This window comes from Alteribacter salitolerans (genome assembly GCF_016901055.1).
Classification (GTDB): Bacteria; Bacillota; Bacilli; order Bacillales; family Salisediminibacteriaceae; genus Alteribacter; species Alteribacter keqinensis.
Window position 1 is genome coordinate 1 of sequence record NZ_JAFEUX010000015.1, and the last position, 19,559, is coordinate 19,559.

The window sequence follows — 19,559 nt, forward strand, 5'->3', positions numbered from 1 at the left end:
AACCACCTCACAGCCAGCTGAGAGGTGGTTTGCCCTATTTTTAAAAGGTATTTGCATCACTTAATTTCATTTTCTCCACATAAAGAAACCCACGCTTCAAAAAAGCGTGGGTTTCTCGACAGCCTGAGCACCCGCTATAAGCGGGTGCTTTTCAGATATCCGGCTTATTTCGTTTCCACAGGAGCTTTTTCTTTCTGGCTGATCTTTTCATTTGCGGATTCAAAGGATTCGAGCTTTTTCCCCGGTTGCTTCCAGTGTTCTTTGTTTCCGGGTAAATCGTCAAACCACGAAGCATCTTTCGGACAGTCAAGAACCATGAACTTGCCATACTCACCGTCACGGGACTGGTGATATTTAAGGTAGGCTTTTCCATCCTCGATGGCGAGGATTTCAACTTTTCCAGACGTGTGACTCATGGACAGGCGAACCCGTTTACCAAGTCCCGAAGTAATGCCTTTTGCTTTTTCCACTGCATGGTACGCTTCTTCCAGGGTCAACACAAAATCGTTGTTTCCTGCCACAGGGCGGTTAATGAAGAAGTAGTATGGGGTTACACCGGCCCAGGACAGTTTATCCAGTAATTCAGCGAGGACCTCGGGTTCATGATTGATCCCTTTCAGGACAGGAGTCTGATTTACTACAATGGCCCCGGCATCATGCAACGCTTCAAACCCGCGTTTCGCCTCCTCTGTTATTTCTTTAGGGTGGTTAATATGGGCCATCACATAGATTCTTTTTTCAGCTGTGGAGTACTCTCGTATGAGCTTAAGGAGCTCTTCATCTTCGTAAATCCGCATTGGATTAAATACAGGCATTTTTGAGCCCAGGCGGATGATTTTAACATGATCGATTTCACGGAGCTGTTCAATAATACGACGAAGTTTTTTTGTGGCCAGAATGAGAGAGTCTCCACCCGTAAGAAGCACATTGTTAATTTCCGGGTGTTCTCTTATGTACTCAATTCCCGGCTGGACATCAGACATGGCTTCTTTAATGTCGTTCCGGAACAGACGCTTGCGGAAACAATACCGACAGTACGCACCGCATACTTCAGAAACAATGAGAAGAGCTGTGGTTGTGTATTTGTGCTGACAGCCGGGAACAACGTAGTTTGTATCTTCATCGGAAGCATCCCAACGTCCATATTCCTCGAGCTCCCCTTCATTTGGAATAACAAGTTTTCGAATGGGATCGTTCGGATCTTTCCAATCAATAAGACTAAGATAATAATCATTTACTCTGAAAACAAACTTGTCAGTAATCTGCTTTAATTTCTCTTTTTCTTCGGCAGGAATGTGTTCGATCTTATCAAGGTTCATAATGTACTTTGGTTGCGCCATTTTTTAGCCCTCCTTGTTAATTTTCTCTAACCTCTATCCAGGCTCATTATAACAATATTATATGAATTTGGCTAATTTTTAGAATAGTTAAAAACTTTTGGAATATATCATTCATTTTTAAAAATGGGCGAAATTTTCTCTTCATGTACAAGCCATTATGTCATATAATGAAGTAAATACTTCAAAAAAATGAAGGAATGAAAGAGAGGCGTTTAACTACCAATGGCAATTCATCATTTTTCACATCCCCTGCCCCAATTTTTCAATAAAACGAAAGAGTCATACCGGATCTATTGTGAGAGTGAAAAACATATGCCCGGAGGGGTAACGGCGAATATTAAACATTTTTCTCCATATCCGATCGTCATGAAGCATGGCAGCGGTCCGACACTGACGGATGTTGATAATAACGAGTATGTAGACTATTTAATGTCGTATGGCGCATTGGCTCTGGGGCACGGTCATCCCCGGATACAACAGGCACTTCAGCAGCAAATACTTACAGATGGCACGTACTTATTTGGAGCACCTCATGAACTTGAAACAACATTCGCAAAAAAAATAAAGGAGTACATTCCATCAATGGAACTTCTCCGCTATACAAACTCAGGAACAGAGGCGACACTCCTGGCACTGAGGCTCGCTTATGCTTTCACGGGAAAAACAAAAGTGGCGAAGTTTGAAGGACATTACCACGGCGGCTATAATGAGATGCTCTACAGTATTAATCCGGATGAGAAAAAAGCAGGGCCTATAGAAGAACCGGTAACGGTTCCGGAATCCGCAGGCCTTTTGCCAGGCGGCGATGCCAATACGATTATCCTGCCATTTAATCATCCTGAAGCTTGTGAGCGGCTGCTGAAAAAACATAGCCGGGAACTCGCTGCTGTAATCATTGAACCTGTCCAGGGAGGATTTATCCCTGCAGATCAAGAATTTATAACAAGGCTGAGAAAAGTCACGGAAGAAGAGGGGATCGTCCTTATTTTCGACGAAGTAAAAACCGGTTTCAGGTCATCGCTGGGAGGAGCCCAGAATGTCTATCAGGTCACTCCCGACCTCACAACTCTCGGAAAAGTGGTGGGCGGAGGTTTTCCGTTCGGCATTGTCGGCGGGAAAAAAGAAATTATGGACGTTTCCAGCCCGAAGACGGGAAGCGATGTATTTGATACAATGCAAAGTAAAGGATCATCTGCAGAAGAAACCTTGTTTCACAGCGGAACCTATAATGGCCACCCAATGATTTTAGGGGCCGGACTTGCGACCATTGAACTGCTGGAATCGGAATTCAGGAATACCTTAACCTTCGCGAATGAGCTCAGAAACGAGCTTGAATCATTCTTCAAACAAAAAGCCGTACCGATGAAAACGGTTGGAATGGGAACCATCTTTAATCTTGTGTTTACAGATCAGGCGGTTAAAAACTACAGAGATATGAGTAAAACCAATCTTTTTTTCAGAAAAGAACTGGACTTACACCTAATAAATGAGGGCATTTATACGAAGCCTTTGAACAGGTACAGTATTGCTACCGTTCACGGTGACCGTGAGCTGAAAAAAACAATGGATGCTTTGCATTACGTGTTTACAAACAGACTCACCGGATCGTAATGGCCGCATTGGAAAAAGGGGCGCTTGACGATGTTTGAAAATGAAGTCTATGAGCGAATGATTAACCATCAGGTCACAATGAGTAAATCTCATAAAAAAATTGCCAACTTCCTTATTGAAAACCGTGAGACTGCGCCGTTTCTTACTGCTTCAAAGCTGGCAAAACATGTCGGGGTAGGCGAGGCTACGGTAATACGCTTTGCGTTCTTCTTGAATTACAAAGGCTACCCGGATCTTCAGCGCCACCTTCAGGAAGCGATGCAGAGAAAGATGACGTCAGCAGAGGTTCTGGTTAAAACAACGGATAAAGATGGTTCGACTTCGGATGTTGTTACAGAGATCCTTGGAGATGACATTCAAAACCTGAAAACGACACTGAACCAGCTTAATACTGCCCACTTTGAGCAGGCGGTTAAGAACATCATCGAGGCGGACAGAATTTATATTATCGCTTACCGGAGCGCAGCCAGTATAGGAAGTTTTCTGGAGTTTTATCTGGATATGGTTTTGCAGAACACTGAAATGATACGTCAGGGAGACGGGGTTTCAGAGCACCTGCTGGATATCAAAGAGAACGATCTCGTTATCGGGTTTGGCTTCTCCCGATACACCAAAAGGACAGTGGAAGTCCTTAAGTACGCCAAACAAAGAGGGGCAAAAACACTCGTCATCACTGACCACTACATGAGCCCACTCGTTCCATTAGGTGATCTGAAGCTTATTGCAGCAACCGAAATAAACTCTTTTATCGATTCATTTTCAGCACCCTTAAGCATCGTCAACGCCCTCGTCACAGCCGTCACCCGCGCCGAGCACGTAAAAGTAGAAAAACGCCTCCACGACCTCGAAGGCCTATGGGATAACTTTGATGTATTTGAGGACTAACAGAACCACGGCCCGAACTCGGCCGTGGTTCTGTTAGTCCTATGCAATGAGCGAAGCCGGCACCCGGTCCTGAAAGCGAATCGGCGGCGCCCTTCCGCCGGTTTGCGAGTGCCGAGCGGAGCCATTGCGCTGTATGAAGATAAAGGGGGAATTAAAAGTACGGCCCGAACTCGGCCGTGGTTCTGTTAGTCCTATGCAATGAGCAAAGCCGGCACCGGTCCTGAAAGCGAATCGGCGGCGCCCTTCCGCCGGTTTGCGAGTGCCGAGCGGAGCCATTGCGCTGTGTGAAGATAAAGGGGAATTAAAAGTACGGCCCGAACTCGGCCGAGGTTCTGTTAGTCCTATGCAATGAACGAAGCCGGCACCGGTCCTGAAAGCGAATCGGCGGCGCCCTTCCGCCGGTTTGCGAGTGCCGAGCGGAGCCATTGCGCTGTGTGAAGATAAAGGGGAATTAAAAGTACGGCCCGAACTCGGCCGTGGTTCTGTTAGTCCTATGCAATGAGCAAAGCCGGCACCCGGTCCTGAAAGCGAATCGGCGGCGCCCTTCCGCCGGTTTGCGAGTGCCGAGCGAAGCCATTGCGCTGTGTGAAGATAAAGGGGAATTAAAACCACGGCCCGAACTCGGCCGTGGTTCTGTTAGTCCTATGCAATGAGCAAAGCCGGCACCGGTCCTGAAAGCGAATCGGCGGCGCCCTTCCGCCGGTTTGCGAGTGCCGAGCGGAGCCATTGCGCTGTGTGAAGAGCAGGATAGGGGAGTCTGGGTAGGCTGCTGAGGAATAAAATTAACTTAACCGTTAAAATGAGAACAGAACCCGTTAATCAGACTACCCAACCCGTTAATGCCCAATCTTACTCCCTGCCAAAAGACAGACCCGCTATCATTTTAGATAGCGGGTCGCATTTTATTAAGCAGGTGCATTTCCTTTCGCACCCTCAGGATTACGGATTTTCTGAACAACTCCAATGACAATCAGAAGAGCAAGTCCACCCATGGAAATAAAGAGGTTTCCAGGGATAATAAGCATGATACCTGCAACAATCAGAAGGATGCGCTCATACCAGAATGGTTTAGCAAAGAAGTAACCCATCATGGCGGCACTGATCGCGACCATTCCGATAATGGCTGTCACAAGAACCGGAGTCAGAGTAGCAAATGTTGCGTTCTCCAGCAGGAGTACCGGGCTGTAAACAAATACGTATGGAATGATAAATGCCGCAATGGCAAGTTTCAGTGCGTTTACACCAGCCTTCATCGGATTCGCCCTGGCTATGCCGGCGCCGGCGTATGCAGCGAGACATACCGGCGGAGTAATGTCGGCAACAATACCAAAGTAGAATACGAAGAAGTGGGCTGCGATCGGCGGCACGTCAAAGGCAATTAATGCCGGAGCGGCCATGGAAGCTGTAACAACGTAGTTTGCCGTGGTCGGCAGTCCCATCCCCAGGATAATACAGGCAATCATTGTAAAGAACAGAAGCAGGAACAAACTGTCGCCTGCAAGAGTTAACAATGCTCCTGCAATTTTACCCCCAAGACCGGTAAATACAACGACACCTACGATAATACCGGCACTCGCACAAGCTGCGATAACCGGAAGGGCGACACGGGCACCCTGCTCAAGAGCTTCAAGAATACTTCGTGGTCCCATTCGTGTTTCTTTTCTGAACATACTTACAAGGAATGCCGTACCGATACCCGTTAATGCCGCAGCAGTAGGGGTGAAGCCGGAAACAAGCATATAAACAATCGTAAAGAGCGGCAGGATCAGATCCATTCGCTTAAGTAATCCCTTGGCTGAAGGCAGTTCACTTTTTGGAAGGCCGTGAATGCCGTATCGCTTTGCTTCAAAGTGCGTCCCAAGAAAAACACCGGTAAAGTAAAGGAGTGCCGGGATAATACCAATTACAATAATATCACTGTAAGAAACATCACTGACATATTCAGCCATGATAAATGCAGCAGCACCCATGATTGGCGGCATAATCTGACCACCTGTAGAAGCAGAGGCTTCAGCAGCGGCCGCAAATTCGGGTCTGAATTTTGCACGCTTCATCATTGGGATTGTAAAGGAACCGGATGCTACTGTATTGGCAACGGAACTTCCTGTTACCGTTCCCTGCATAGCAGAAGCGGCAACGGCAGCTTTTGCTGTACCACCTGTGAAACGTCCTGTTAAACCGAATGCCAGGTCGTTAAAGAACTGACCTACTCCGGTTCTTACGAGCATAACCCCGAAGAAAAGGAATAAGAAGATATACGTTGAGGAGATCTGGATCGGAATACCGAAGATCGCCTCAGAAGAGAAGAACAATCGTCTTGCGAGTCCGGACCAGTCAAATCCACCGTGCCCAAAGCCATAGGGGAGGTTTGTCCCGAACAGACCATAAAGAATGGCCCCAAGGGCGATTATGACAATCGGAAGTCCGACGGCACGGCGGGTTGCTTCGAGGAGCAGTACAATACCGATCGTTGCCACAACGATGTCCATTGTTTCAAAACCAATAATTCTGGCCGGACCGGTAATCCAGTCATAGCGGAATAAGATATAAAAAGAGCTTCCCATGGCAAGTAAGGCAAGAATGACATCATAAAAAGGAATGCCTTTTCTTGTTATCCCGGATTTTGTTGCAGGATAGAGCATGAAGATAAGCCCCATTGCTGTTCCCAGGTGAACAGCACCTTGTACTAAGTATACGAGAGGTCCTATCGCGGGTGCTGCACGGTAAAGGTGAAAGACTGTCAGCGAAATTGCAACGAAGGCAATGACCCATTTCCATCTGCCCAGGTCCTGCCTGAATGTCGCTTCTTTGTCATATTTTGCGAGCATTTTCTTCTTTTCTTTTTCATCCATAGCTTGTTGATTTGTTAAATCTGCCATGCCATCACCATCCTTTCATTTGGTACGAATTAAAAACCGACGAAAAAGTAGGAGGGAGTTATGGGACTTCCTGCTTTTTCGTCGGTATTCCGCATCGTGTTCTTTAGCGGAGCAAAACATTCGGTACTTACGTTTTATCATAGTTCAAGAGTGAAAACAATCTTTGACCCGGAGAACAGAGATTTACTCTTTAAAAAAGGCCGGACACAAGTGGCGGGTCCGGCCGACAGTATACTATTAGTCTAAGTAGCCTTGCTCTTCAAAGAAGCGCTCTGCACCGGGGTGCATTGGAAGGCCGTCAGAACCATTCATGATATTCTCAGGATCAAGGTGCTGACCTTGGTCATGAGAAACGCTTTCCCAGTTTTCATAAAGAGCTTTTACAATTTCGTACCCAAGATCTTCGTCGATAAGGTCAGTAGAACCAACGAGGATTGCGTATGCAGTAATTGCGTTTACAGGCTCATCCATGAAGTCGTAGGAATCAGCAGGGATTTCCATCAGCTCATATCCGCTATTATCTTCGATGTAAGATACTGCTTCATCTGAAAGAGAAAGAAGCTTAACGTCACGCTGAAGCGCAAGTTCTTCGATGCTTCCGGCAGGTAATCCAAGAAGACCGAATGATGCGTCAAGGTTACCGTCCTGAAGACGTCCTGCAGCGTCACCGAATCCTTCGTCGAATGCGTTGTAGTCTCCATCTTCAAGTCCGTATGCTTCAAGAATCATTTTAGCAGCGTCCTGAGTACCTGAACCAGGTGGTCCGATAGCAACGTTCATTCCTTCAAGGTCTGCAACAGTTTCGATGTCTGCATCAGCACGGACAACGATCTGCATAACCTCAGGATAGATGTGGCCCATAAAACCGAAGTTGTCGATTGTCATATCAAGCTCTTCGAATTCCCCGGAACCATCAACCGCATCAAGTGCAGGCAAGTGAACAGTCATACCAAGCTCAAGCTCACCGAGTCCGATGGAAGCAAGGTTCTCAACGGAAGCACCTGTTGATACAGCACTAAGGTCAAAGTCGTCGTAACCTTCGATATTTGCATTGATTACGTTAGCCATTTCCTGGCCAAGAGGATAATATGTACCCCCAGTACTGCCTGTACCAATTTGTAAACCGGAAACATCAACATCACCAGCAGCTTCTTCCTGGCCATTGTCGTCGCCTTCGTCTACAGTCCCGCCGTTCTCGTCAGTATCTCCGTCGCCACATGCGGACAGAAGCATACCAAGAGTCAAAGCGGAGGCAAACATTGTGTAGAACTTTTTCATGCGAATTCCCCCTTAAAATTTAATATAGTTTCATACCAACAAATGTATAAAAATTGTTAGTATCCTGTTTACATTTAAGCAGAAATCTATGAAGTTGTCAAAAAGATAATGCTTTCAAAAATATAGTGAAGGGTTTATTCAGTCAAAATCACTGTTTTGTCAGTATTTGTCGCTTACGCACAATTGTGTATGTTTAAATTGTAATTAAAGGAATAAAATGTATTTTTGTGTCCTGTACTGTATAATAATACACGAAGATACATTATTAATACGGTGGTTAGCACAGCCGAAAAGATTATTATTCCCTTTTTATAAATTTCACAAACATAACAATTTTCAATCAACTTTCTTCCTATATAAATAGACAGCAAAAAACCAGAGGTTTCTCTCTGGTTTATTTTGCTATGCTTTTTTTCTGTCTCCTTCTCTTACAAAGGACATGTTCTGCCATTGTCGTCCCTTCCAGCGTTTCAGCATTAAAAGCCCTCTCAACCATTCATCAGCGATAAAGGAGAACCACACTCCCACAAGCCCAAGGCCTAGCAGGAGGCCTGCAGTGTAGGAAATCGTTACGGATACGCCCCACATCGAGAGGATACCGATGTATACAGGATATCTTACGTCACCGCCTGCGCGTAGGCAGTTGATTACAATTAAATTAAATGTGCGCCCGGGTTCGAGAATAACCGTGAGAAGCAGGAGAATTCCCCCGAGCTGAATGATGTCCGGGTTATCTGTAAAAATTGACAAAAGCTGTTCCCGGAAAGCAGCAAACAGGCCGGCAGCCCCCAGTGTAACCCAAAGGCCGATCCATAAACTTCTCATACAGCGCCTGTAAGCTTCTTCAAACTTTCCTTCACCAACAAGGTGGCCGACAATGATCTGCGTTCCCTGTCCGATCGCGATGGCAAACAAAAAGGCAAACATCATAATGTTAGTAGTGTACACCCTGGTGGTCAGTTCAACGGTACCCATCGATGCAATAAACATCGTGATAACAACCTGGGATATGTTATAGGATAAGTGTTCACCGGCTGAGGGGACACCAATTTTCATTAACTGCTTAAGTTCAGTTTTTGGAAAGGCTTTAAAGATGAAAGAGAATGGGAGCTCTCCGTTTACCCGTTTATAAAGAATGACCACGAGAACGGCCAGACCGAGCGTCCGGCTGGCTGCCGTGCTGATGGCCACCCCGGTGGCACCCAGTTCAGGAAAGCCCATCGGACCGAAGATAAACAGGTAATTTCCAACCACATTTAATACGTTCATGCCTAAAGTAATCCACATGGCATCACGAGTGAATCCGTGACTCTTAATCACAGCTCCGGCTGTCATAATCAACGCCTGCACGAAGGCAAATCCGCCTACAATGCGCAGGTACATCAGGGCTGTATCCATCAGCTCTGGCGGAAGGTTCATTCCTCTTAATATCGCAGGACCTGAGAAAAACAGAACGGCGCTTAACAGTATGCCAAATGCGAGGTTTGCGGCAAGTGAAACACCTGCAATCCTGCTCGCTTCAAGATCTCTTCTGGCACCAATATACTGTGCTATAAGAATGGTTGTTCCGGTCGCTACAAAACCGAACATCACAATAATGACACTCATAATTTGATTGGATACGCCGACTGCTGCCACGGCATTGTCATCATACTGGCTCAGCATCAGTGTATCGGCATTTCCCATTAACATATGGAGAAAAATTTCAATGAATATTGGCCACGTGAGGGCAAAGAGTGTCAGATTCTTTTTTGTTTTATCCTGGTGCTGTGCCATATGGAATCCTCCTGAAACAGTTATGGACAATTACGAAATTTGATATATTAAGTTTATAGGCACACCTTGTGTTTTGGAAGGTACAATAACGATAATAATAGGACAAATCCGAACTGGAGGTTACGATGAAACTGTTAAATGCTACGGTGCCCCCATTGCCGGTTTTTATTAAAGGCGGGAAGGGAAGCTTTAAAAAAGGTCAGAAACATTTCGCAAGGACATTTGAAGTGTTCGATCTTTTAATAGTAGAAAAAGGAACATTATATATGAAGGAAGAAGAAAGCACGTTCTCTGTTAAATCAGGGGAATACTTAATGCTTGCCCCAGGGATGTATCACGGCGGGTTTAAAGGATGTGAGGAACCGACCACATTTTTTTGGGTCCATTTCTCTTTTCCGGGATCATTCAGCCTCTCGGATGAAAAAGAGTTTGACTGGTCTCACGTTCTTTTAAAAGAAAGTACATTCACAGAGCCGGCAGCATTTTCCCTGCACCTTCCCCGTTACGGGGAAATCAAGAAGAAGGAGCGTCTTGAGAACCTTTTGGAACACCTGAGTCTCCTTAACCACTCCCAGTCGCCGGTAGATAAGATGAAGCAGCAGACTCTTTTCTATGAAAGTCTCTTATTACTGCAGGAAGAAGCGATCCAGATTCCAACAAGTGCTGAAACGGTCGCTGAAGAGGCGATGCATTTTATAAAAAACCACTTCAGGGATTCGAAGCTCACCCTTGGAAAGGTGGCAAAAGAACTTTTATATCATCCTGATTATGTCACCAGATGCTTGAAAAGAGTGACCGGTCTCACCCCGGTGCAGTATATCAGCAGATATCGTCTGGAAGTGGCGAAAGATCTGTTGATTACCACCAACATGGATTTGGGTTCTGTATGTCTGGAAGTAGGAATCCAGGATCGAAGCTACTTTTCGAGACTCTTTAAAAAGATCGAAGGGGTCACGCCTGGAGAATTCCGGAGAATGCGGACGAAGGAAGCGAAAAAGAACGAAATGTAGGTCACCACAGCTTTGATGGAAAAATAGAAAATAATATCAAATGGCCCCACTTTTTTGGAAGGGCTTTCATGGTATAATTGTCTCGGTCAGTGCAATCGATTGCACTTTTTAAAAAGAAGGGGGGAAAGATGGCGGAACAGAAAAAGAGACAAAAGCCATTGGAACAGGTGAAGCTCGTACATAAACTTGGTTTTCTTGTATGTTTTATCGTCTTCGCAAGTGCAGCTGGGGGAGCGGCAATCCTCTACGCCAATGAAAAGGTGACCAGAGAAACGGCTACTCTGGAACAGTCAGCAGCATTTCAGGAAGACTATTCGATGCTGTTAAACACAGTCAATCAAGTGGGGCTCCTTCATTTTCAACTTGTCACTTCAGGGTATAATGAGGATCGGATTGAAAGAGCGGATCTGCTTCTCGGGGAAGCGGGGGAAATGTTTACTGAACTTAACAGAGAAGTCAGTGATCATCAGGAAATGAGAAATTATTTTTCATTGTTTGAAGAGGCCATCAATAACTACGCAGGGATTAGTGATTCAATCAATTTATGTCGGAGATGAAGTGGAAAGAATCAGGAACAGAGTTGTGCCTGAAATTATAAGAACAGACCAGAGCATAAATCAGGCAAATACGAGAATTCAGCAGACACTTGAAGCGGTCAGAGACGATGCGTCTGCCCAGCTGGAAGAAGCTCTGGTTCTCACACAGATTATTCTGTACGGGGCGATTGCCTTTTTAATACTGGTTCCATTAGGGGTCCTGGCATGGTTCAGCAGAGATTTAAACAAAGGGGTCAAACAGGTCCTGACCCGGATCCATGCATATAAAGAAGGAGACTTTGCATTTGTACAGAAAAGCAGACGCAGGGATGAATTTAATGAAATTGATAAAAGTCTGTATGAAATGGGGCACCAGCTGGAACAGTCAATGCGGGTCAGTGCAGAAGCGAGTGTACAGGTTTTTGATGTTAGTGAAGCGGTATCCAAAGAGTCTCAAAGCCAGCTTGAACAAATGGGAACAGTGCTTGAGACAATGACAGACTTTAAGCAGCATGTCCAGACTCAGGCTGAAGAAACAGATACAATATCAGCGATAACAGAAGAGGTAAGCGCAAGTGCTCTTGAAATTAAAGAATCGTCCGGGAAAGTGACGATAAAAATGCAGCAAATGAATGGAATGGCTGCGAGCGGGGCGACAGCTGTAAGTGAAATGGCAGGGGACGTAGAAGCCCTTTCGAGACAGACACAGACGATGGCGGAAAAAATGAACGGGATGGTTGAGGAGGTCGAAAACATTGCTGCCTTTATGAAAGGCATTGATGATATTTCAGCCCAGACAAATCTACTGGCTATCAACGCATCCATAGAGGCTGCTAAAGCAGGAGCTGCCGGAAGAAGCTTTGCTGTTGTGGCAGAAGAAATCAGGAAGCTTTCCAACGGGACTTCGGACTTTTCAAAAAACACAAAAAAAGCTATTGAACATATCAGAGATGAAACGGTTGAAATGAAAGGAACGTTTCATTCCTTCGAGTCTGCCAGTCTGAAAGCGAAAGAGCAGTCGGAAGAAGCGACCAGTTTATTTTCGCGTATTGAAACGGAAAGTAAATCCCTGCATCATGAACAAGAAGAAACGTCAGTGGCTATAGAACAGATTAACAGAGCTATTGAAGAAGTGGTAACGGCAGTTGCAAACCTGTCTGATGTGGCAAAAGAGCTGGAGGAAAAGACAGGACAGGTGACGGAAACGATCGGCTTTCAATCAGAAAAGCAAAGGCAGCTGGCCGAGACAACGCTCGTTTTAAAAGAAACAGCTTCCTCATTACAGCAATAAAGAAAACGATTACAATTATTTTTGAAAAAGGGTTGTATTTCTATCAGCCCAAATATATAATGAAATTGTAATAGTGATGCAAACGATTTCACGGCAAAACCGTGGAATTGTTTTTGCCTCATTTGTGCAAACGGTTGTCCGACCTCTTGCACTGGGGCCGGGTACTAAACTGGACGTGCTGTCATTAAAGACTTGGACAGTACCTGCCAGTTCACGTACTGGTGTACATATGAAAGCGGATTCATATATTGAAAGCCGATTCCAGATGTACCAAAGGCCGGGAGTGATAATGGACAGGCAACAGGTTGCACAGGATGTAACCATTTAATTAAAGGGGGAAACAAGATGTTTAAAGGCAAGTTTCTTTTAACACTGATGATGATGCTCGTACTTTCCATCGCATTAGTAGCTTGTGGCGGCGGAGATGACGACGCACCAGCAGATCCGGACACAGATGAAAACGGAGAAGACGCTGGCGAAGAAGCTGAAGGGGAAGCTCAGGCAGACTCTGAGGCTCCTGAAAAACCAGAATCACTTGATATGTGGGTAAACGATGAAGATTCACAATTGGATGCTTACGAAGAGATTACACAACGTTTTGAAGATGAGCATGGAATTGAAATTAACATTACTCCTTTTTCAATGTTAGATCAAACAGAGGCTATTTCACTGGATGGTTCTTCCGGACAGGGTCCTGATCTTTTCTTCCAGCCCCATGACCGTATGGGAGATATCGTCCTTCAAGGATTGGCAGCTGAGCTTGAGCTTACTGCAGACCAGGAAGAGCGTCTTTCTGAATACAACGAAGAAGCAGTTACAGCATTCAGCTACGAGGGCATGCAGTACGGTATCCCTGCAGTAGTTGAAACTTATGCTCTTTTCTACAACACAGACCTTGTTGAAGAAGCTCCCCAGACACTTGACGAGCTTATGGAGATCGCAGATTCTCTTACTGATGCAAGTGCTGATGAGTATGGTTTCCTAATGGAAGCAACAAACCTTTACTTCGCTTACCCGTTCCTTACAGGAGCAGGTGGATACATCTTTAACCAGGATGCTGACGGAGCTTATGACACTGAAGACATCGGTCTTGACAACGAAGGTGCTGTTGAAGGTGCTGCTTTAATTCAATCTTGGTTTGAAGACGGTTACATGCCAACGGGTATCGATGGAGATGTTATGAACGGACTGTTCCAGGACGGTAAAGTAGGAGCTGTAATCACTGGTCCTTGGGCAATCCCTGACTACCGGGATGCTCTAGGTGACAGCCTTGCTGTTGCGATGCTTCCTGAGTGGGATGGCGATCAGCTTAACTCATTCTCAGGAAATAAAGGCTGGTTGGTATCTGAGTACAGTGAAGATAAGTACTGGGCTACAGAGCTTGCACTATTTATTACAAATGCTGAGAGCTCAGAAACTTATTACGAGACAGCGGGAGAGCTTCCAGCTCACACTGCAGTAGAAATTGACGACGAGTTCATGGGTCCTATCTTTGAACAGACTCAAGTTGCCGAGCCAATGCCAAACGTTCCTGAAATGAGTCAGGTTTGGGAGCCGGTAAGTGATGCACTTCAGTTTATTTCTCAAGGTGAAGATCCACAGGAAGTAATGGAAGAAGCTGTTGAACAGATCCGCGATCAAATCGCAATTATGGGTCAATAGTATTTGTAATAAAAGAAGGGATTGGGGAGTAATTTCTCCAATCCCGATTCTTTAAAGCAGGAGGATGCGACTATGGCTGCAAACGATAACCAACCAGATGTGAAAATCGTAAATGAACGACACAATCCAACTGTAGCTGCTTTGCTCTCAATTATTCCGGGATTCGGGCAGATTTACAACAAACGATATTGGAAAGGTGCGACCTTATTCATTCTCTTTGCGGCTTTCGTTGGTGTGATGTATGGGTTTATCGCCGATGGATTACAAGGATTAATCACCCTCGGAGAGACACCACGAGATGATGATTCCCGTATCTTTTTAAGCTACGGTATACTCTCACTTATTTTTCTTACATTCTTTATTTCTTTTTATGTACTGAATATTATTGATGCTCGTAAAGACGCAAAGAGAATTCAATTAGGCTGGGAAGTTCCGGGCCTCCGTGAAGGATTTAAAAACGCCTGGGATACCGGATTCCCTTATTATTTAGTAGCACCTGGACTTTTCCTGCTCATTTTTGTTGTTATCTTTCCTCTTCTCTTTATGGTGTTCCTGGCGTTTACGAACTACAACCTGTATAACGCACCACCGAGAAACCTGCTACAGTGGGTTGGGTTTGATAACTTTGTACGATTGTTTACCATCAATGAATGGCGAAATACGTTCTTCAATGTTTTATCCTGGACGTTAATCTGGACGTTTGTTGCGACGACGCTTCAAATCGGACTGGCCCTGTTCCTTGCGATAATCGTAAATGATAAGCGAGTTAAGGGTAAACGTTTAATCCGTACGGTATTCATCCTTCCATGGGCGGTACCTGCGTTTGTAACAATCATTATTTTCTCTGCCCTGTTTAACGACAACTTCGGTGCGATTAACCGTGACATTATTGTTCCGTTGTTCGGATCCGGCATTCCGTGGATGAGTGATCCGTTCTGGGCGAAGGTTGCCTTGATTATGATTCAGACCTGGCTTGGGTTCCCATTTGTTTTCGCCCTGTTTACAGGGGTGCTTCAGAGTATTTCAGCCGACTGGTATGAAGCGGCTGACATTGACGGAGCCAACCGCTGGCAGAAGTTCTCAAACATCACTTTCCCGCACGTCATGTTTGCTACAGCGCCGCTTTTGATTATGCAATACGCCGGAAACTTTAATAACTTTAATATCATTTACTTGTTTAACCAGGGTGGACCACCGGTGAGGGGACAGGTTGCCGGGGGTACCGATATTCTGATTTCCTGGGTATACGGACTTACATTTGAAAATCAGCAGTTCAATATGGCTGCCGCAATTTCCATTATTCTCGGACTGATTGTCGTTGTCTTTGCATTCTTATGGTTCCGACGCACAAGATCGTTTAAAGAGGAGGGGAACATTTAATGAGCACAGCAGTAAAAAAACGCAGACCTATGAGTAAAAAAAGAAAAAACTTCCTTGAACTGACAGCCATTTACGGGGTTATCGCTGTGATGTTCGTGATTATTCTGTATCCTCTTCTCTGGGCATTCGGACTCTCCCTTAACCCGGGCACAAGCCTGTACGGTGCACGAATGATCCCTGAAAACTGGTCATTCGTTCATTATGAGTGGCTGTTTACAGACCCGAGAAGTAACTATGTAACCTGGTATAAAAACACTTTGATTGTTGCATTAGCCACATCATTCTTTGCAACATTAATGGTTTCTTTAGTCGCCTATGCCTTCTCCAGGTACCGGTTTATGGGACGCAAAAATGGTCTTTACGCATTTTTACTTCTTCAAATGTTCCCGGTACTGATGGCTATGGTGGCATTGTACATTCTACTTAACCTTGTGGGTCTTCTTGATTCCCTTCTTGGTTTAATCATCATTTATGTAGGTGGAGCGATTCCTATGAATGCCTTCCTCGTAAAAGGATACTTTGATACGATTCCACGTGAACTTGACGAGAGTGCACGTATTGACGGGGCGGGACACTTCCGTGTGTTCTTCCAGATCATGCTACCACTTGCGAAGCCGATCCTTGCGGTAGTTGCGCTCTTTAACTTTATGGCACCGTTTATGGACTTTATCCTGCCTCGTATCGTTCTTCGAAGTCCGGAGAACTTCACGCTTGCACTTGGCCTGTTTAACTTTGTAAATGACCAGTTTGCCAACAACTTCACGCGATTTGCTGCAGGTGCAATTCTGATTGCCGTACCAATTGCATTGGTTTACTTGTTCTTACAGCGTTACCTCATTTCAGGACTTACTTCAGGGGCAACGAAAGGGTAAGTGTTACAGAATTGTTAATAGAAGAGATACGGTTGATGAGGAAGATGCCCCTCTTCCTGCCGTATCTTTTTCTTTAGCAGTTTTCTAAAAGGCTGACTTTAAAAGGAATTGAAATTCAGCTTCGTTGAACGGAATACGCTCACTTTACGCCGACTTGCGCCGAGCCTCATCAAGGCTTTGCCCCTGCGGAGTCTCGCCTGTCCCACACTTGAGCAGGAGTGTCTGTATTCCGTTCAACGAAGCACAATGCCCTTAAGCGAAAAACCGCATGCCTAATTCATGCGCCAGTGAGCGAATAAATTAACATACTCTGCTTCTTCCTATGCCAGTTTCTCTTCGACGCACATATTTTCGTAGAGGAAGAAGCAGGTATATGCCTTAAGGAAGCTCACCGGCCCAAGTGGAAAAGGAGTGCAATGAGTGTAAATCAACACCCTGTTTATTTCAAAAATGTTTTCTTAAAAAATAAACGGAGAAGAATTTCCTGGACTCAGGCGGTAAGGACCTGCGCAGACCAAGCACTTGGGAAAGCAAAGGTCATGAAGGTGGAACGACACAAATTCCATCCTGCCTCTGTTTAACTACAACCGTAACCAAAAATGACACCTTAGGAAAAACAAACGATGTGATCAGGAGGATATAGCTATGCAAGATACAAGCTTTGCGATTCACCCAGGAAACAAGCAGCAAATCGAAGGAACGAACCATCGTGATATCGGCAATGTCCGCTCATTTGAAAAAAAGGAGGGTCGTTTTGTTTTTGAATGTGACAACGGGACTGTGAATGTTCTTTTTTACAGTGACAGTGTGGCCCGGGTAGTGATGAATCAAAAGCAGGACCCTGTCCTTGAGGGAAGCTTTGCTGTAATTAAGGAACCAGGGAATGTGGACGTTTCTGTTCAAGAGAAAGATGAGGAGGTCACTCTCACAGCTCAGGAGATGAGCCTTCACGTTTTAAAAACACCGATGCGCATTACATTCAAGGATTCTGACGGACAGATCATCGTCGGTGAAGGGAAAAAAGGAATGGGTCACAGTCATGAGGGAGAAGTGATCTGTTACAAAGATGCACTGCCTTACGAGCATTACTACGGATTTGGAGAAAAAACAGGCTTTCTTGATAAAAAAGGCGAAAAAATGACGATGTGGAACACAGATGTGTACGCTCCCCATAACCCGGAAACCGACGCTCTTTATCAATCAATTCCGTTCTTTATAACATTAAGAGGCGGGCGTGCTCACGGCCTGTTCTTCGACAACACCGGGAAAACCCACTTTAACATGCGCACAGAAGCAGGAACGTATTCTTTCAGCGGGGACAGCGGACAGATGGACTACTACGTCATGGCTGGGCCTGGGATGAAGGAGGTTCTTTCTCAGTATACATCTCTTACGGGAACGATGCCGCTTCCGCCTAAATGGGCACTTGGTTTTCATCAGTCACGCTACAGCTACGAAACAGAAGAAGAAGTTCGTGAAGTTGTGGGCAATTTTCTTGAGAAAAGCATCCCTGTAGATGCGATATACCTGGATATTCACTATATGGACGGGTACCGTGTCTTTACATTTGATGAAGACCGTTTCCCAAATGCGAAACAACTGGTAGCTGATTTGAAGGAACAAGGGATCCGTATCGTACCGATCGTCGATCCGGGCGTAAAAGAAGATCCTGAATACGAGGCATATCAGGAAGGGGTCCGTGACGACCGTTTCTGTAAATATATAGAAGGTAACGTCTATTACGGAGACGTGTGGCCCGGAAACAGCGCGTTACCTGACTTTACAAGTGACAGTGTTCAAAAGTGGTGGGGCGACAAACACAAATTCTACTCTGATCTTGGAATCGAAGGCATCTGGAATGATATGAATGAACCCGCAGTGTTCAATGATACGAAAACGATGGACACGAAAGTGATGCACAATAATAACGGCAATCCAAAAACACACAGGGAACTTCATAACATTTACGGATTGAAAATGGGTGAGGCGACATACGAGGGGATGAAGAACAACCTTGAAGGAAAGCGGACCTTCCTGTTAACCCGTGCAGGCTATGCAGGTGTTCAGCGGTATGCAAGCGTGTGGACCGGGGATAACCGCAGCTTCTGGGAGCACCTTCAGCTTGCTTTGCCAATGTGTATGAACCTCGGGATGAGCGGCGTACCCTTCTGCGGGCCTGATGTTGGGGGTTTTGCCCACGACGCTAATGGCCAGCTCCTTGCCCGCTGGACACAGTTTGGTACTTTTACCCCGTATTTCAGAAACCACAGCGCCATCGGGACACGACGTCAGGAACCGTGGAGCTTTGGTGAAGATGTAGAAGCCAATGTAAAGAAGTACATCGATCTTCGCTACATCTGGATGCCTCAGCTCTATAAACTGTTCAGAGATGCATCATTAACAGGACTTCCGGTTATGCGTCCGCTTGTTTTTGAGTATCCTGAGGATAAAAACACATTTAACTTAAGTGATCAGTTTATGATTGGGGACAACGTGATCGTTGCACCGATAACAACGCCTGATACGGAGCACCGGGTCGTTTATTTACCCGGAGGCGAGTGGGTGAACTACTGGACCGATGACATTCAGGAAGGCGGCAGACACATCATGGTGGAAGCACCTTTGGACACACTGCCGATTTTCGTAAAAGCTGACACGGTTGTTGCCCATGGTTCACCGAAGCAGTCCACGGCAGTGAAAGAAGATAACTTTCAGCTTCACGCTTACTTTGGGAAAATAGCGGAAGCATCTTACACAATTTATGAGGATGATGGTGAAACTTTCGGCTATGAAAACGGTGAAGCGTTTGAAAAGTCCGTTAACCTGTCCTATGATAGTGATGTGTTAACGATTACAACAGAGGATCTGAATACAGGTTTTACGCCGGACTGGTCAGAGATAACAATCGTTATCCACGGAGCATTTGACGTGACAGAAGCCGCCCTAAACGGCAGAAATGTTGAAATGGAAAAGCTCGATGGCGGAAAACTGGTCATCACAGTAAGCAGATAAATTTTTCTAGCGAAGGGATGTAACGCC

General features: G+C 45.4%; 14 protein-coding genes. 10 read left to right on the forward strand and 4 right to left on the reverse strand.

What is annotated here, in order from left to right; translation table 11 throughout:
* Nucleotides 1-164 precede the first annotated feature (164 nt).
* Nucleotides 165-1,340, reverse strand: a complete 1,176-nt coding sequence (locus JSY36_RS19020; protein WP_205167586.1) for a KamA family radical SAM protein — start codon at nt 1,338-1,340, stop codon at nt 165-167.
* Between the two features lie 222 nt (nt 1,341-1,562).
* Here JSY36_RS19020 and JSY36_RS19025 point away from each other — a divergent pair, with 222 nt between their 5' ends.
* Together JSY36_RS19025 and JSY36_RS19030 are read left to right on the forward strand one after the other, a co-directional pair.
* Complete coding sequence (locus tag JSY36_RS19025; protein WP_205167587.1) at nt 1,563-2,951, forward strand: aspartate aminotransferase family protein; 1,389 nt, start codon at nt 1,563-1,565, stop codon at nt 2,949-2,951.
* 30 nt (nt 2,952-2,981) lie between these two features.
* A complete protein-coding gene (locus tag JSY36_RS19030) occupies nt 2,982-3,836 on the forward strand; it encodes a MurR/RpiR family transcriptional regulator (RefSeq protein ID WP_205167588.1) in 855 nt (284 codons plus the stop codon).
* Between the two features lie 905 nt (nt 3,837-4,741).
* Here JSY36_RS19030 and JSY36_RS19035 read toward each other — a convergent pair.
* The 3 genes from JSY36_RS19035 to JSY36_RS19045 form a co-directional block, all read right to left on the reverse strand.
* Nucleotides 4,742-6,715, reverse strand: coding sequence for a TRAP transporter permease (locus tag JSY36_RS19035; RefSeq protein WP_205167589.1), 1,974 nt, complete (start codon nt 6,713-6,715; stop codon nt 4,742-4,744).
* A gap of 237 nt (nt 6,716-6,952) precedes the next feature.
* Nucleotides 6,953-7,993 carry a TAXI family TRAP transporter solute-binding subunit gene (locus JSY36_RS19040; RefSeq protein ID WP_205167590.1) on the reverse strand — a complete coding sequence of 347 codons (1,041 nt, stop codon included), beginning with the start codon at nt 7,991-7,993 and terminating at the stop codon, nt 6,953-6,955.
* A 402-nt stretch (nt 7,994-8,395) separates the two neighbouring features.
* Nucleotides 8,396-9,769 (reverse strand): MATE family efflux transporter, encoded by a 1,374-nt coding sequence (locus JSY36_RS19045; protein ID WP_205167591.1) that lies wholly within the window; start codon nt 9,767-9,769, stop codon nt 8,396-8,398.
* Between the two features lie 125 nt (nt 9,770-9,894).
* On the opposite strand from JSY36_RS19045, the gene JSY36_RS19050 reads away from it, so the two are divergent.
* From JSY36_RS19050 to JSY36_RS19085, 8 genes are all read left to right on the forward strand, one after another.
* A complete protein-coding gene (locus tag JSY36_RS19050) occupies nt 9,895-10,779 on the forward strand; it encodes a helix-turn-helix transcriptional regulator (protein ID WP_205167592.1) in 885 nt (294 codons plus the stop codon).
* Nucleotides 10,780-10,907: 128 nt separating this feature from the next.
* The gene (locus JSY36_RS19055; protein WP_205167593.1) at nt 10,908-11,336 is read left to right on the forward strand and encodes a hypothetical protein; all 429 of its coding nucleotides are present in this window, start codon (nt 10,908-10,910) and stop codon (nt 11,334-11,336) included.
* Nucleotides 11,308-12,606: a methyl-accepting chemotaxis protein gene (locus JSY36_RS20890; RefSeq protein ID WP_205167594.1), complete on the forward strand. Its 1,299-nt coding sequence runs from the start codon at nt 11,308-11,310 to the stop codon at nt 12,604-12,606. Before JSY36_RS19055 ends, JSY36_RS20890 begins: the two co-directional genes overlap by 29 nt.
* A 73-nt stretch (nt 12,607-12,679) precedes the next feature.
* On the forward strand, nt 12,680-12,934 hold the full coding sequence (locus tag JSY36_RS19065; protein WP_205167595.1) for a hypothetical protein: 255 nt from the start codon (nt 12,680-12,682) through the stop codon (nt 12,932-12,934).
* A gap of 17 nt (nt 12,935-12,951) precedes the next feature.
* The gene (locus JSY36_RS19070) at nt 12,952-14,268 is read left to right on the forward strand and encodes a sugar ABC transporter substrate-binding protein (RefSeq protein WP_205167596.1); all 1,317 of its coding nucleotides are present in this window, start codon (nt 12,952-12,954) and stop codon (nt 14,266-14,268) included.
* A 72-nt stretch (nt 14,269-14,340) separates the two neighbouring features.
* Nucleotides 14,341-15,648, forward strand: a complete 1,308-nt coding sequence (locus JSY36_RS19075; protein ID WP_205167597.1) for a sugar ABC transporter permease — start codon at nt 14,341-14,343, stop codon at nt 15,646-15,648.
* A 29-nt stretch (nt 15,649-15,677) separates the two neighbouring features.
* On the forward strand, nt 15,678-16,520 hold the full coding sequence (locus JSY36_RS19080) for a sugar ABC transporter permease (RefSeq protein WP_205167624.1): 843 nt from the start codon (nt 15,678-15,680) through the stop codon (nt 16,518-16,520).
* 645 nt (nt 16,521-17,165) lie between these two features.
* The gene (locus tag JSY36_RS19085; RefSeq protein WP_205167598.1) at nt 17,166-19,532 is read left to right on the forward strand and encodes a glycoside hydrolase family 31 protein; all 2,367 of its coding nucleotides are present in this window, start codon (nt 17,166-17,168) and stop codon (nt 19,530-19,532) included.
* Nucleotides 19,533-19,559: the final 27 nt, after the last annotated feature.

What these genes read in the sequence shown, in the direction of transcription:
- JSY36_RS19040 (WP_205167590.1), bottom strand. Translation starts at nt 7,993, where the DNA reads ATGAAAAAGTTCTACACAATGTTTGCCTCCGCTTTGACTCTTGGTATG.
- JSY36_RS19035 (WP_205167589.1), bottom strand. Translation starts at nt 6,715, where the DNA reads ATGGCAGATTTAACAAATCAACAAGCTATGGATGAAAAAGAAAAGAAG.
- JSY36_RS19085 (WP_205167598.1), top strand. Translation starts at nt 17,166, where the DNA reads ATGCAAGATACAAGCTTTGCGATTCACCCAGGAAACAAGCAGCAAATC.
- JSY36_RS19025 (WP_205167587.1), top strand. Translation starts at nt 1,563, where the DNA reads ATGGCAATTCATCATTTTTCACATCCCCTGCCCCAATTTTTCAATAAA.
- JSY36_RS19050 (WP_205167592.1), top strand. Translation starts at nt 9,895, where the DNA reads ATGAAACTGTTAAATGCTACGGTGCCCCCATTGCCGGTTTTTATTAAA.
- JSY36_RS19070 (WP_205167596.1), top strand. Translation starts at nt 12,952, where the DNA reads ATGTTTAAAGGCAAGTTTCTTTTAACACTGATGATGATGCTCGTACTT.
- JSY36_RS19080 (WP_205167624.1), top strand. Translation starts at nt 15,678, where the DNA reads ATGAGTAAAAAAAGAAAAAACTTCCTTGAACTGACAGCCATTTACGGG.
- JSY36_RS19045 (WP_205167591.1), bottom strand. Translation starts at nt 9,769, where the DNA reads ATGGCACAGCACCAGGATAAAACAAAAAAGAATCTGACACTCTTTGCC.
- JSY36_RS19030 (WP_205167588.1), top strand. Translation starts at nt 2,982, where the DNA reads ATGTTTGAAAATGAAGTCTATGAGCGAATGATTAACCATCAGGTCACA.
- JSY36_RS19075 (WP_205167597.1), top strand. Translation starts at nt 14,341, where the DNA reads ATGGCTGCAAACGATAACCAACCAGATGTGAAAATCGTAAATGAACGA.
- JSY36_RS19055 (WP_205167593.1), top strand. Translation starts at nt 10,908, where the DNA reads ATGGCGGAACAGAAAAAGAGACAAAAGCCATTGGAACAGGTGAAGCTC.
- JSY36_RS19020 (WP_205167586.1), bottom strand. Translation starts at nt 1,340, where the DNA reads ATGGCGCAACCAAAGTACATTATGAACCTTGATAAGATCGAACACATT.